Origin of the sequence: Legionella genomosp. 1 (assembly GCF_900640215.1) — a bacterium.
GTDB classification, from domain to species: Bacteria; Pseudomonadota; Gammaproteobacteria; order Legionellales; family Legionellaceae; genus Legionella_C; species Legionella_C quinlivanii_A.
On the sequence record NZ_CAAAJH010000016.1, the window covers coordinates 60940 to 74342 of the forward strand.

Genomic DNA, 13403 nt, shown 5'->3' on the forward strand with positions numbered 1-13403 from the left:
GAATTAGGGATTGACACCGACAGGGGTAAGATTAATACCCGGAATATTATTGCCTGGAATTTGCTGAATTACTTTTGCAAAAACTGTGGCTGTCTGAACAGACGCGGTGACGTTATGTGTGTTTCCATTATTTTCTAGCTGCCAAATAATACCAGGACTTGGGTCTCCGCCACAAATAACTTCAACATCCTTGTCTTCCAAGAGAGAAATACTCATTGCTCGATCTCCAAAAAGACAATTTGCATTTAAAGTATAGATAGGAAATATAAAATCACCGCGTGCTGTAACAATTGGTTACAAAAATTTACAAATATCCGCCATCCCACCCAACTTATAGTCTTTGCGAACGAAGTGAAGCAATTCAGATGTAAGGAGCAGGCTTCGCTAACGCTCGCAAAGACGGTTTTTTCTGCACCTTCTTTTAGGGGTTAATAGTATTAAATTCCGGCTCAGAAAGGGGTAACAATTCCGCTAATTCCTGTTGTCTCAAACGAAATAAATTCTCCAGGGTATCGCGGTCTTTTTTTGCATTACAAGCCTGAGTCCAGGGCATAAACAAAGCGCCGACAGCACTCTCGCCCCGAACAATACTTAAATCCTGGCCAAGGAAGGCAAATAATCGGCTTATATTAATATCTCCCTCTTCCTCAAAATAACTGAGATACTGCAAAGGCGGCCTTGTACTGGTCTTTATCCCTGAATCTGGCACTTGTCCCCAAAGAGGGTCCTGGCGAAATATTTCTAATAAAAAATGCCGCGGCGCGTTTCTTTGTTTCAGGCCCACCTCATTAAACGATTGGGTTAAGACATCCTCTTGTATCTGCCCTATTTCGGAATGATTTTTATGTATTTCTTCACAAATGAGCAAATACTGATCATATGCATTCAGGAGCGGTCCTATGTCATATAATTCGTTTTGCTCTTCTTTTTGCCGTTTAAACAATTCCAGACGTCTGGGATCCTCTTTTATCAGCTCATAAAACATCGACCACATATGGCTGTCATAATTTTTAAACGCCAGTTTTAATGGACTGATATACTCAGGACACGCCGCTTGATAAATTGCTTTGTATTTCTCACCAGTTATCGGAAGAATTAGCTGATTTTCAGGGTCATAAATCACATGCTTAAACATCAACTCCGGATTGACTTTAATTATCTTCTCAACACCATCGTAATCCGATTCGGCAACTCGTTCGATTAGCCGATAACTGTCTGTTGCCTTATATTGTCTCTCAAAGCATTTAAATTGTTCAGTCAAATCGGGTTCTACTACTTGCTTAAATAGCGCTAGCATACGTTGATTATTGGTTTCCAGAGCGTATCGGAGGGGGCTTGTATATAGAACGCAATGCACTTTTTGAGGAAGGGTAAACCGATAATTAACAGAACGAAATATCGCAGAAGGACAGGAGTGGGCAATTTTATTAGCGCGAACGTAATCACCAAGCTCAAAACAATGAAGCAGTTCATAAACAGAGCCAACAGAGTTTTTAACCTGACTATTCGCTCTGAAGAATCCAAACCATTGACAACTTCTGCTTAAACTATGGGCCGTATCCCAATCCAGAGGCATATTGATTAAAAACGACTCCGCAGGCAGCTGTAGTAATGGCGAAATAAATTCACCCACCACTTCTGTTTGTTTTTCAATCAAATCATTCATATAATTCAGTGCTGAATAGCTTGCCGAATCTAAGTTAAGCTCAATTGTATATTAAACTGTCATCCTCGTGAAAGCGGGCGTTGCTGCGCAATAGAATCAATCACCTAGCCTATCGTCTTTGCGAACGAAGTGAAGCAATCCAGATCGGAACTTGAACAAACCCAGGATCTGGATCTGCTTCGCTAGCGCTCGCAAAGACGTTTTTTTGTTCACCTATCTTATTTACGCAACTACACCTCAGGAATGACAAAAGTTTCCAGAAAGAATTATGGTCAATTTAAACTATGGAATCGATAACATCCGCAAAATATGACGGGGCTTCTGTCCTCGCATACCAGGCAAGGACGAGTGTATTCTCATAATACTGACCTGAGTTCAGAGCGATTAATTGTTCTTTCTCCAGAAAAGGCTGGCACAGTTCGGCTGATAAAACGCCATAACCATAGCCCTCAGTAAATAAACTGAGCAATGATTCGTTAATATTCACAAAATGGCGTTCTGATTGAGTATATTCAAGCAGATTATAGTGTTTCAGATAACTAAGCGTCATCAGATCAGACTCATCAAAATCGATAATTCGCTCTGTTTGCAAAATATCTTTAAGATCACGCCCAGCCCAGGCGGAAGTTGCCACCAGGACATAACGCTCTGGCTGAATTGCTTTTACTTGCATTTCTTTAAACAGATGCTGCGGTTCAATGATTACAAAATGACTGCTGCCCGTTTGCAGCGAGGCAATTCTCTGGGCAGAATCATTAATGTGGAAGGTAATAAGTAAGTGAGGATATTTTTTTAATAAAGGCCGGCAGGCAGGAATTATCCGTGAGGACATGATACTGGTGGGACCGCTGATGCACAATCGAACAGTCGACTCCATCCCCGCCCCATGAATATTCGATAAGGCAATGCCTTCGAGTTCGGAAGAAGCCTGACAATAACGAAGCAAAGCCTCACCTTCCGAGGTCAGCAAGACACCATGATGGCTGCGTATAAACAGGGTCGTCCGTAATCTGGTTTCCAAAGCGCGTATACGTTGAGTAACCGCCGTCTGGCTTAAATGCACCGCCTTCGCCGCTGCATGCATGCTTTTATGCTTTGCGACAGCCAAAAAAACCTGTAGTTGAGGATCCAGTAACTTCATTTATCCTTTTCTCTCAAATAACCTCTTTAAGCTTACTGACTGTCGCTTGTCTATTCCGAATAAAATTCATACCTCTTGTATTCGGTAGAATATGTTTTCCAATTTCTACCAGATAAAATTGCTCCAGGCCAGGAATAATATACTTCACACAATGAAATCCGCTATCAAGTTCAGCAAGATTTGTCTTATAAATAGAAAAATTCTGCTTGCGAATACTTTGAATAATGGTCTCTAATTGATGATTTAGCGAGGAAGCTCCCTTATAATCAGGAAGCGAATCAAAATGCTTTATTTGAAATTGGGCTGACAGACTGGCAATGTCTGCCTTGGCACATTGGGCCAATAATGGTTTTTCTGCGAGATTACCCAGAGTTTTCTGCTGATTTTCCAGCAAGTGATCATTAAATAAATGCAAAGGCTGTAAAGATTCCAACAGCGCACGCTCCAGAGCATAGTCCTTATAAAGCGAAGTACCACAACCAATGGGTTGAACAGGCATCGATTGTTTAGTCAGGCTGACCAGAACGCTTGGGATACCTATGTCGCTGGTGATGTCCACAAGAAGAAGTTCCTCATCATATTCCCGCTCAATCTGATTGATCATTTCTTTTAAATACTCAGGCACTGAATTTTTGTCGATGATCGAAACAGGCGCATGCAACATAAACGCCTGGATAAGGAATAAAGAGTAAGCGTCACGCTCTATCGCTTCATTCAGGGCATGAATACTGGCCTCCTCCTCACTGGTGCCTGAAGCGATGCCCGAATCACAAGCCTGCCAGGAATAAGGCTCGTAATTAAATATATCCTGAGCAGCCGGGCTTTTGGCATAGCGTGGATCGATTAAATACAATGGATAATACAGTATTTCACCAGTGGAAATTTCCGCAAATCTGGCAAAGGGCATTTCGGCTGTTTCCTGATATATTTGAGGAGCCAGGAGTTGATGCGTTTTCAAAGGATCTGCAATCAGGGGATTACTTAAAGAAAAATAGTTATTCTGATGTTTTTGACAAAAATCAAACACCGCATAATGTTCAAGTGCCTCAAAACAGGCGCTTACTATTGATTGAATCCCGATTCCTTTACCGCAACCATAAAAAATGGAATGGGATTGATTATCAGTTAATTTGCAATGAGAGGTTTTAATCTCAGTGCCATATTGCTGTAAATCCGCTTGTAAATTCAATAGATTAAGCGTTGACTTTGCTTTTTCCAAAGCCATTCGGGATGGCATTTGCCTTTCATAATTCATTTAAAATACTCCTTGCCCGCTCCTTAATCGCCACACATTTTGCATCGCGTATTAGACTGAAATTTTCAAGCTCGGGAATTAAGGTATAAGTAATCGCCACCCCCGTGGATGACTGGTAAAGATCAGCGATATAAATATTCGCCTGACAGGCCTCTAAACGTTCGATCATCAATTGAATTTGCTGACTCAAGGTGTTTGGCATACAATAGGAAGGAACCTCATCCCAATCCTTCTCTACACTGATTTTATTATCTACCAGCACTTGCAGATCGCCGATCATCGCCTTTAACAGCAAAGGGCTATGCTCAAAAAATCTGGCATTTTGCTCACGATAAGCCCTGGCATTGTCATTAAATCGCTCTTTATACTGTACTGATTCATACAGGGCTTGTTTCAATGCCGCCTCTTTGGAAAGTGAAGCGCCAAACCCCTGTGGTTGCAGCAGCATTGTCTGCCGGGTAAAACTGACAACGAAGGCTGGAATAGAATTATCGCTAGTGATATCCATCACTAATATATTCTCATCATAATGCTGCTCAATAGCCGCTATGATTTCGGTGATGGATGGAGGCAAGGTATTCTTTCGAATTACCCTTGCTGGAACTGGATTGTGATGAAGCACTGTTTTTAACAGGAACAAAGAATAGGCATCCCGCTCTACCCATTGATTAATACCGTGAATGATTGCCTCTTCGCGGGTCGCACCAATAGCAAGCCCGATATCATTACTAAGTGAAGCGATGTGCTCATCAATAAAAGTATAAATTAAAGCCAATGGGTAATACATGCTGCTTTTATTGTTGAGATGGTGCAATTTAACCCAGGGGTAAGGATTTTTCTGGTAGCTTTCTTCCAGTAAACGTTTGGGCATTAGTTGATGCTTAGTCAGAAAACTCGTGGATGGCGAATTCGCGGTGGAAAATAAATACTGGTTTAGTAAATTATTTTTATACAGACTGATGCCAATTGATTTTTCTAAGGATTCAAACAAGGCTTTTACTTTGGCCTGTGGCTCACTGCCGCTTGCTCCGCCCAGAGAGGATAGTTTCAACTGATTGTTATTGGCAGCACAAAGATAAGTGCTTAAATGAATCCCCTCATGTTTCAAATTGCCTATACATTGAAAAGCCGGCGTAATCTGATTTTTCTCGGCTTCATCAAGGCCAATTAATAACGCATCATCGAGGTTGTAAGCGCGCTGTTCAACCCGTAAATTATTCATAATAACTTCCTTATTCCCCGTGAGCCTGGCTTACGGACTGGGGCCTTGGCCCAGAGCCGTCAGGCTAAGAATATCCGATCCCCTCTCCACCGCGCAGCAGTTGTATATAAACTGTCCTCCCCGCGAAGGCGGGGATCCATCTCTGAGCTAGCCACAATGCCGACTGAGGAATAGATTCCCGCCTTTCGCGGGAATGACAGAAGTCCTTAACTTAATGGCAGCAGCTTACAGTGTTTCGTCAACCGTATCAGGATTTAACAATTCCTCGAGCTCTTTATACTTTTCCATATCAAACTCGCCGTACGTAACCAGGACCCGCAAATTTTGTGCGTCCATAGTCTTTATCCAGGGTTTTATAAACAGTGATTGTTTCTAAATTACTCTTGTTTTCAAATGCGTCCATTATATTTCCTTATTGTTTTTTTATGTCGCCCGAGAATAATAAGCAAATTAGAACGCTTACTAATAATGAAAAGAATCAATTACGTGATAAGAAATTTTGATTAGTCAATCACCGAATTCCGAGCAAAGTAAATCTATTCGCGAGAGTCTTCATCAAACTGTGTCAAGCCATGCCACGCCCTGCACTGTGCCTGTGAGTAAGGACACAGTTTAATGGACACTCCCCTCTCCGCCGTATCCAGCCATGCTCCAATCTTATTATTCTTGCTAATTATATCTGTCGAGATCGGCTATGCTAAGCTCTAGTGATAAAAGCCGGAGAAAAGCAGTGTTTCGTCCACTCATTGATGATTGTATTGACTGCATCATTTTTATCGCCGCTGGGTATGCGCTTGTAGAAATTTTTCATTATTCAGTCACAGCACAGTGGTCGGTAGTTGGTGCGGCAAATCAAAGTTTTTTATTAGTCGCCATTATGCAAGCTCTGTTTTCCTTAACGGCGGGAACCCGCTTTGATCAAATCCTGGTGCAAGAGGCCATTCAAAGTCCTTTTATTTCTACCAGAAATTTAAGAATATTTCGTTGCTCTTTGTATATGTTCTGTATTCTTTTAAAAAGCAATTTAAAATCCGGCATTTTGGCACCTCGCTATCGTAAAAAAGTGGGTACAATTAACTTTCCTAAATACGCCACATTATCCGATAAAATGATCTCCTTTTTTTATGTGTTTTTTACCTGGCTGTTTATTATTTTATTTCTTTTCTGGGGTATCATAGAAAATCCAGGCTTCTCCTACAAACATGGTAAATCCTATTATATGGATAAATGGTGGCAGGAAACAAAGGCTCCGTTTCAGGAACTGGCGGATTAGCCTTCCCGCTGCAGCTGATAAATTTTGCAGCCGATTCGTCAGACAGCCGCAGTATATGCCTTTAAGCAATCGCCTGCTTCGTTATTGAAAGACGCGCCTCTGGATTCCCAGAATCCGTAATATCCACCTGTAACCCAATGCGTTACAAGATTTTTTATCCCCACTGTCAATATTGAAAATAAAACATTTAAAAATCGTATACCGGCCCCATCCCTGTGCTCAGCAATTGTATTCTGCCGGTTTTCTTCATTATAGCGTTCGGCAAATTGATTAATACGGCTATTGTTATCAATACCAGGACCATTGCTGTGCAAAAATTCATATAACTCATAAACTGCTTTGTATTTATTGATCAGCTTCTCCTCTGAACATCGGTTTTGCGCAACTAAAGTAAGGGGTAATGGATAATCAATAAACAGTCCGTTAACATTCATCTTATTTAAAAGATGCTGCATGTATTTCTCGCATGCTTTGTTCAGTTTCGTAAGCATCGCAACTGATTCAGCGGTATTGTGTTCGGGAGGCATCGAGGATTGGGAAAAACCTGGAGCCGTTACTTTTTTAGCCTGCTCAAAAACGTATTTTCCTTTTTGTGGGTGGAGAGGCTGGGTGATAGATTTTTCCACTCTATGCCGCAAATCCTGTTCCATTTTATACGCAATCCAATTGGTTGCAGGATCGAAAATTTTGAATTCTTTATTACTTCCCACATGATATTCAAGTAACATATTCAGAATATCCATCCCCCAAGAGTGCATGCAGGCATCTTCCGGATTACTAATCACATCAGAGAGCCGCACATTTCTATGAGGGAAAGGAGTATAATAACCCCGCTCAATCATTGACTTATAATCAAACTGCTCCTTTGGATTGCCAACTGTGGGTATCCATTTAGCTGGAAAATATAAGAAATTTCCGTCGCGATTGCGCATTTTATAAAGTGTTCGGTTAGTAATGAATAAAGAATAAAGCGCATCTCGTTCTTCAACTGGAAGATCAGCCACTTCCTGGTAAAACTCTGCAAGCCTCGGGCTATGATTGGCTTGAATTATATTTAATAAAGTACCTCTTCCAGCCTTCTCATCCTGAATATTTAACACCTCTTCTACATAAGTTTTTAACAACTGTATCAAGTGAGGATATTGGTCCAAAATATAGGCATTATAATGAACGGCATTTTCTTCAAAATGTATCGCTGCATTAAACTCGGGAATCTGATTCAGAATATCCTGTCTTGTCATTGGATCGGTCAAACGGCAATAGTGGCCTGATTTGAGCTGTTCCTGAAGATCGGAGAAAAGATAAACCCTTTTACCTCCATCAGTATCAGTAATTAAAACCAACTCACCTTCGCCAAACTCATGTAAACTTTTGAAGTCTGTAAAACTGATACAATCCGCATTTCGGATCTCATTCTCTTCAAATACTCTGCCATAGCGATCTTTCATTAACTTACTCTGTCCATATAGACTAAAATATGGTCATTATAACATTTATGCGAGCAAAAAGACACAAGCCGGTCATTTCTCTGCATGTTTAATTGGAAATCGAATCAAGCCTCGATGTATTGCTTAGCCCACTGCCTCAGCTCTTTTCGATTGATTTTGCCTGTAACCCCATAGGGCAACTGATTCACAATCTGAACATGGTCAACCTGTTTTTCTTTGGGTAAGGCTTGATTGGCAAAATCAAGTAATGAGTAGGCAGCATGATCCGAAACTCCGTCTTTCAACAACACAAAAACAATAATTGTGTCGTTTTCGACTCCTTTCAGAGCGACTGCAGCCGCTTCTTTAATCTCAGGATTCTGATAAAACACATTTTCAATCTCCAGAGGAGATATCAGCAAGCTCCCGCGTTTAATAATGTCTGCTTTTCGGCTAACAAACCAATAGCAACCATCGGCGTCGAGATAAGCCAAATCGCCGGTGTGAAACCATCCCTGTTTTATAATTTGCTGAGTGAGTCCTTCATTATGCCAGTAGCCAGCAGTCATGCTACCAGTTTTAACAATAACCTCACCTATGCTATGAGGTTCAACCACGGCAAGCCCTTTTTCATCAATCAGCCGCATTTCAACATTCACAATCGGCAAACCAATTGAACCTAATTTTTTCTTCCCATACGGTGGATTCATGCAATAAATCTGTAGTTCAGACATACCGCAACCTTCTGTAAGTTCTATATTAAAAATGTCTTTAAATCGTTTCTGTAAGGCCGGGGCTATCGCCTCCCCTCCTGAAAAGCAAAAATTTAAAGCATTATTCGCAACATAGTCCTTCTCAGCCTGAGTCAGCAATTCCAGATACAGCTTTGGAAATCCATACATTTTAGTAATTCTGTTTTCTATAATACTTTTCAACGCCCGCAGCGGTTCAAAGGTTGACAGCAATACTATAGTCGCTCCCACTTTATGAAATGGAAGAATCTGCGAGCCTAGTCCAATCAGATAACATAAGGGAAACATGACCAGAGTACTATCATCGGCATTAATCTGAATCTGTTCAATCTGATTGTTCGTGCCCTGCATCAACCCTCGATGTGTATGCAATACTGCTTTGGGTAAACCAGTTGTGCCAGACGTGTAATAAATTAAGGCCGCATCGTCTTCCAAGGGCTCAGGAAACTGAATGGATGGCGATTTAACGAGCAGGTTTTTGAAGTCCCTGGTTTCTGGATAATCACTTGCACCCTGAATCAGATAACAGCGCTCAATACCATCAAGTGCGCTCTTATTTTTTATCAGCCTCTGATAAAATTCTGCGTTCGTGATTAAGACCCGCGCCTTGCAGAAGGAAAATACATTATTAATCATCGCATCATCGAAATTGATATTTACAGGCAGTGCGATGGCGCCCATCATAAAACAGGCATAATAACTCAATACGATTTCCATGCAATTGGGTAGTAAAAAGGCGATACAATCCCCTTTCTTTATATTTTCTGCCAGAAATGAAGCAGCCAGCCGATTTGATAATTGATGTAATTCTGAATAAGTGACTTTCTGCTGCTCAGTAATTAATGCGATCTTGTCAGGAAATTCTACTGCTGATTGAGTTAAAAGAGTGCCTAGCATACGTGCTCCTGAAAGCAGGTTCCTTTTGTATTACTAGTATAGAGTATCCTCCCCACCTGCCATGTCATCTCGAACGCAGTGAGAGATCTCCGGATACTGGCACAGACCAGGATTTGGCAGATCTCTCACTGTGTTCGAGATTACGGTGTCCCTGTGAGTAATGACACAGTTTAATGAACACTCTCGAAAGCTAAGGCAGTCTCGAAGTTTAAAAAAAACTATGCCATCCCATGTCATCTCGAACGCAGTGAGAGATCTCTGGATCTGGCACAAACCAGGGTTTGGGAGATCTCTCACTGCGTTCGAGATGACGGCGTTCCTGTAAGTAATGACACAGTTTAATGAACACTCTCGAAAGCTAAGGCCTGTGTCGAAGTTTGAAAAAAAACATGTATACTTTAAGGATACTTTTTATTTGAGAATATTATGCCCTTATTGTCGATAAAAGTTCCAGCCTATGTGAAGGGAAACATCTCCGCGGCTGTGCACGCTCAGGTTAAAGAGATGCAGGGATATACCGAGAAAAATTTGCATATATCGATCGCCTGTATCGATTATAATCCTGCGAATGAGACATTAATTACGGAATTTATCGGCAAAACCGAAGCTGTTTTGCAAAATGCGATTCCTGAGAGAATAACCCTTCAGGCGCCTGCATTGTTTAATAATTTTTATTTTGGATACTCCCTTAGGAAGAGCAGTAATGAGGCCCTGGAGGCGATTTATATTCATCTTAAAGACATAGTCGCTGAATTAAGCAAGAAGTATGGTAATAACGAAATCCGGATGATTGACTGGAAACCCTATCAAGCCCATTTAACGGTTTTTGGCCAATTGACCGAGAAAATCGCATTGACTTCGGCAGATCTGGTCCTGGCTGAACCTTTTATTCCTGGCGCTATCGTGCTGCGAAACAATGAAACCGTGCTTCATCAATTTAAAGCGGGAATGAACAGCGAAGCCTTAAAGAAAACTGCAGATGAAATTTTGCAGGCGGCAAAAGCTGATTTTTCAGCCTTTGAAGTAAACCAGGGAAATATTGATTTTCTGAGCCTGCGCAAGCAGTTTGATCGTGCCGAATACTACTATAAGAATCTGGACCTGCCTAATGAACGCCTGGAGTGCTTAATAAAAGGGGGACAATTAAATGAACTTTATTGGCAAAGAACATTTAACAGTAAAGGATTCCATTCTCAAGATCCTCAACGCTTTAATTATCGGATTCGACGCGTCAGTTTTGCACTGGAAATTGTTCGCACCCTCTCCGCACTGGATGTCAATAATCTGACTATAAACTCAATTTCAGCGCCCGTTCTGAAAGAAGCCCAGTCCTATCTTGAAACAACCCGCAAGTTCTTAAATTCAGTCAGGAAAGATTCTAATTACCGGCAGGAACTGAAAAACAATGATCTGGATGATGCTCAGGAGTTAATCGAAGCGGCTTTATTTAAATTAAGAGGCGAAGATCCCTCTGCCGCCAAATGCCTGGTCATGTGAGCAGGCAAAAATTCTTTTGCCCGTCATAATGGCAATCCAATTAATTATCAGATAGATAGAACAAAAAATTGATCTGAAAATAACAAGGCCAAAATGTCAAGACTGGTTCTTCAGGAAAAAAGAAGGTAAAATGCGTTTTCTGCAAAAAATATCCATGATAAAGTATGTGGATAAGTTTAACCTCATACCTTGGTTCAAGCTATCCAATAATTGCTTACTCTCATGTTAACACCTTGTATTTAAAGGCGTTTCGGAATTGAATCCATACCCTGCGTCTTATTGATTTATCCACAAAATCTGTGGATAACTGTGTGAATAGCCTGGTTAAAACCGTTCATTCTGAATTGCATTATTCATTACCACACAATTACGACCGCTTTCTTTAGCCTGGTAGAGTTGAATGTCCGCCAATTTGACCAGTTTCTCCGGAGAAATGGCTGGATTATCCGGCTGCCAGTATGAAATGCCGCCGCTGCAGGTCACAACATTCCTGACCGAACCATGCGTGAGAGTATCTGCCAGACGGCTGCGTACTCGATTAGGTAAGAGTGCGGCATCATCAATCGGCACATGCGTTGACAAGGTAATGAATTCCTCTCCTCCGTAACGAAAAAAATAATCATTGGCACGCAGCTCGGAGCGAACAATATTAGCGAAAGACTGCAATACCTCATCTCCACCATGATGACCGAATCGGTCATTAATGCTCTTGAAATGATCAATATCATAAATACAGCAAATCACATTGTATTTTTCGCGCTGCGCACTGACCAGTTCGTTCGCCAGGTGCTTCCACAGAAAGCGGCGATTGTAGCAGCCAGTTAGCAGGTCAATTAAACTGTTTTTTTCAAATTTACTGGCCATTGACATCAGCGTTGCATTCAAATGCGCTTTGGCTGAAACATCCTGAATCACCACCAGAGCCATTTGCTCCTCCTCCTGATGAATCGGTAAAATTTCAACATTTTGCTGCATCATATCGAGATCAAGATAAGCCTCTTCATTTAAAGGAATTGGAATAATAAATTTGTTAAGAATATTGGATAAAACCTGCGGATGTTCATAATTTAGTACTTGATCCAGGGCCCAATTGAAACGAACACTGATTTGATCCTCATAGAAGGATTCCAGAGTCTGGCCGATTGCCTTTTCAGAATCAATATTGGTTTTCCGTTCCATCCATTGATTCCAGGCATGAATCCGGCGATCCTGGCCAAACAGAATTAATCCAATAGGAATGGCATCAAAAACCTCTCTGAACAGTAGTCGATTTGCGTTCTCACTAATCATTAATCAACTCCTTGATGCTCCTTAACAGCTTGATTACTGAGTCTTCGGTTAAAATTATAAATAAGCTGCCGGATAACTTATCATTTGATGTTTCCAGTTTGGTAGAGATTGCAATGATATTACTAGTTGATTTGGAGATTTGCCTGCAAAGGCTTTGTAATAAATTATAAAGATTATTTTCATTGTAAACAGGCAGACTTAATTTTACCGTTTGTGACAGCATATTCATAATGACGCTTAAACAGGAACTAATAATAATATTGCCAATTTCCAGCATGGCTTCCTGCTCACAAGCCCGAACTTCCTCCTGAGTGAGTTGGGGCGCTTCCCCTATAACGGTAACAGTCAATACATTCGCCTGCTCGCGCTGGAATACTAAAGCGGCAGAGCCTACCAAATCCTGTGAGATATTTTGATAAACATAAGAAAGTACTTGTTCATCATTAAAATCATTTTCTTCTGTTAAGTCATTGATATTAATAAACGTAATTTTGGGAATGGAAATTTTAATCGTTGAATTCAATAACAGAGACAATTGCTTCGCTGCTTTACTCATACCAATATTACCAATTTCAATCAGCGCATCTTCCTGCTCTGCTGTCAGGCTTATCATGATAATCTCTCTAGTAACGCATGCACTTCTTCCGTTGAAACAGGCTTTTCCAGTACATCAAAAAAGCCCAAAGCCTTTACTTCATTAATTATAGCCTGTTGGGTATTGGCGCTTAGCAAAACATAATGGGTATTGATACCGCGATCCATCATAATTTTAGCGATTTCACTACCGGATTTTTCTGGCATATTATAATCGAGCACAATCAAAAACGGCTGTTCGGATTCCGCTTTTTCAACTGCATCCTCCCATTGGCTAGCCTGAATCACTTCATAATCAGGATCGCCAAAAAGACAGGCTCGAAACAGTGCTCTTGCTGTGGCACTGTCATCAACAATCAGAATTTTTTGACCCATGACATTTTCCCTCC

12 protein-coding genes are annotated in these 13403 nt (G+C 41.1%); 2 read left to right on the forward strand and 10 right to left on the reverse strand.

Going from position 1 to position 13403, the window contains the following annotated elements:
- Nucleotides 1–3: 3 nt before the first annotated feature.
- The 5 genes from E1O89_RS13205 to E1O89_RS13225 all read right to left on the reverse strand — a co-directional run bounded on the left by E1O89_RS13205 (nt 4) and on the right by E1O89_RS13225 (nt 5284).
- The gene (locus E1O89_RS13205) at nt 4–216 is read right to left on the reverse strand and encodes a hypothetical protein (protein WP_133140553.1); all 213 of its coding nucleotides are present in this window, start codon (nt 214–216) and stop codon (nt 4–6) included.
- A 205-nt stretch (nt 217–421) separates the two neighbouring features.
- Nucleotides 422–1666 carry a hypothetical protein gene (locus E1O89_RS13210; protein WP_133140554.1) on the reverse strand — a complete coding sequence of 415 codons (1245 nt, stop codon included), beginning with the start codon at nt 1664–1666 and terminating at the stop codon, nt 422–424.
- A gap of 277 nt (nt 1667–1943) precedes the next feature.
- On the reverse strand, nt 1944–2807 hold the full coding sequence (locus E1O89_RS13215) for a LysR family transcriptional regulator (RefSeq protein WP_133140555.1): 864 nt from the start codon (nt 2805–2807) through the stop codon (nt 1944–1946).
- A gap of 13 nt (nt 2808–2820) precedes the next feature.
- Nucleotides 2821–4062 (reverse strand): YcaO-like family protein, encoded by a 1242-nt coding sequence (locus tag E1O89_RS13220; protein ID WP_133140556.1) that lies wholly within the window; start codon nt 4060–4062, stop codon nt 2821–2823.
- Nucleotides 4052–5284 (reverse strand): YcaO-like family protein, encoded by a 1233-nt coding sequence (locus E1O89_RS13225; protein ID WP_133140557.1) that lies wholly within the window; start codon nt 5282–5284, stop codon nt 4052–4054. The genes E1O89_RS13220 and E1O89_RS13225 overlap by 11 nt, the downstream gene beginning before the upstream one ends.
- 694 nt (nt 5285–5978) lie before the next feature.
- Here E1O89_RS13225 and E1O89_RS13230 point away from each other — a divergent pair.
- Nucleotides 5979–6557 (forward strand): hypothetical protein, encoded by a 579-nt coding sequence (locus E1O89_RS13230; protein ID WP_165483165.1) that lies wholly within the window; start codon nt 5979–5981, stop codon nt 6555–6557.
- Between the two features lie 38 nt (nt 6558–6595).
- Here the strand turns inward: E1O89_RS13230 and E1O89_RS13235 are convergent, their stop codons facing one another.
- Complete coding sequence (locus E1O89_RS13235; RefSeq protein ID WP_133140559.1) at nt 6596–8005, reverse strand: hypothetical protein; 1410 nt, start codon at nt 8003–8005, stop codon at nt 6596–6598.
- 104 nt (nt 8006–8109) lie between these two features.
- Nucleotides 8110–9633 carry a class I adenylate-forming enzyme family protein gene (locus tag E1O89_RS13240; protein WP_133140560.1) on the reverse strand — a complete coding sequence of 508 codons (1524 nt, stop codon included), beginning with the start codon at nt 9631–9633 and terminating at the stop codon, nt 8110–8112.
- 426 nt (nt 9634–10059) lie between these two features.
- On the opposite strand from E1O89_RS13240, the gene E1O89_RS13245 reads away from it, so the two are divergent.
- Entirely contained in the window at nt 10060–11130 is a 1071-nt protein-coding gene (locus E1O89_RS13245) for a hypothetical protein (protein ID WP_133140561.1), read from the forward strand.
- Nucleotides 11131–11454: 324 nt separating this feature from the next.
- On the opposite strand, the gene E1O89_RS13250 is transcribed toward E1O89_RS13245, so the two are convergent.
- The 3 genes from E1O89_RS13250 to E1O89_RS13260 are packed head-to-tail and all read right to left on the reverse strand — an operon-like array spanning nt 11455 to nt 13389.
- On the reverse strand, nt 11455–12420 hold the full coding sequence (locus E1O89_RS13250; protein ID WP_133140562.1) for a sensor domain-containing diguanylate cyclase: 966 nt from the start codon (nt 12418–12420) through the stop codon (nt 11455–11457).
- Nucleotides 12413–13033 carry a chemotaxis protein CheC gene (locus E1O89_RS13255; protein ID WP_133140563.1) on the reverse strand — a complete coding sequence of 207 codons (621 nt, stop codon included), beginning with the start codon at nt 13031–13033 and terminating at the stop codon, nt 12413–12415. The genes E1O89_RS13250 and E1O89_RS13255 overlap by 8 nt, the downstream gene beginning before the upstream one ends.
- Nucleotides 13030–13389 (reverse strand): response regulator, encoded by a 360-nt coding sequence (locus E1O89_RS13260; RefSeq protein ID WP_133140564.1) that lies wholly within the window; start codon nt 13387–13389, stop codon nt 13030–13032. The genes E1O89_RS13255 and E1O89_RS13260 overlap by 4 nt, the downstream gene beginning before the upstream one ends.
- Nucleotides 13390–13403 lie beyond the last annotated feature (14 nt).

Coding starts and splice junctions, on each gene's coding strand:
- E1O89_RS13205 (WP_133140553.1), bottom strand. CDS start 216: ATGAGTATTTCTCTCTTGGAAGACAAGGATGTTGAAGTTATTTGTGGC.
- E1O89_RS13210 (WP_133140554.1), bottom strand. CDS start 1,666: ATGAATGATTTGATTGAAAAACAAACAGAAGTGGTGGGTGAATTTATT.
- E1O89_RS13215 (WP_133140555.1), bottom strand. CDS start 2,807: ATGAAGTTACTGGATCCTCAACTACAGGTTTTTTTGGCTGTCGCAAAG.
- E1O89_RS13220 (WP_133140556.1), bottom strand. CDS start 4,062: ATGAATTATGAAAGGCAAATGCCATCCCGAATGGCTTTGGAAAAAGCA.
- E1O89_RS13225 (WP_133140557.1), bottom strand. CDS start 5,284: ATGAATAATTTACGGGTTGAACAGCGCGCTTACAACCTCGATGATGCG.
- E1O89_RS13230 (WP_165483165.1), top strand. CDS start 5,979: ATGCTAAGCTCTAGTGATAAAAGCCGGAGAAAAGCAGTGTTTCGTCCA.
- E1O89_RS13235 (WP_133140559.1), bottom strand. CDS start 8,005: ATGAAAGATCGCTATGGCAGAGTATTTGAAGAGAATGAGATCCGAAAT.
- E1O89_RS13240 (WP_133140560.1), bottom strand. CDS start 9,633: ATGCTAGGCACTCTTTTAACTCAATCAGCAGTAGAATTTCCTGACAAG.
- E1O89_RS13245 (WP_133140561.1), top strand. CDS start 10,060: ATGCCCTTATTGTCGATAAAAGTTCCAGCCTATGTGAAGGGAAACATC.
- E1O89_RS13250 (WP_133140562.1), bottom strand. CDS start 12,420: ATGATTAGTGAGAACGCAAATCGACTACTGTTCAGAGAGGTTTTTGAT.
- E1O89_RS13255 (WP_133140563.1), bottom strand. CDS start 13,033: ATGATAAGCCTGACAGCAGAGCAGGAAGATGCGCTGATTGAAATTGGT.
- E1O89_RS13260 (WP_133140564.1), bottom strand. CDS start 13,389: ATGGGTCAAAAAATTCTGATTGTTGATGACAGTGCCACAGCAAGAGCA.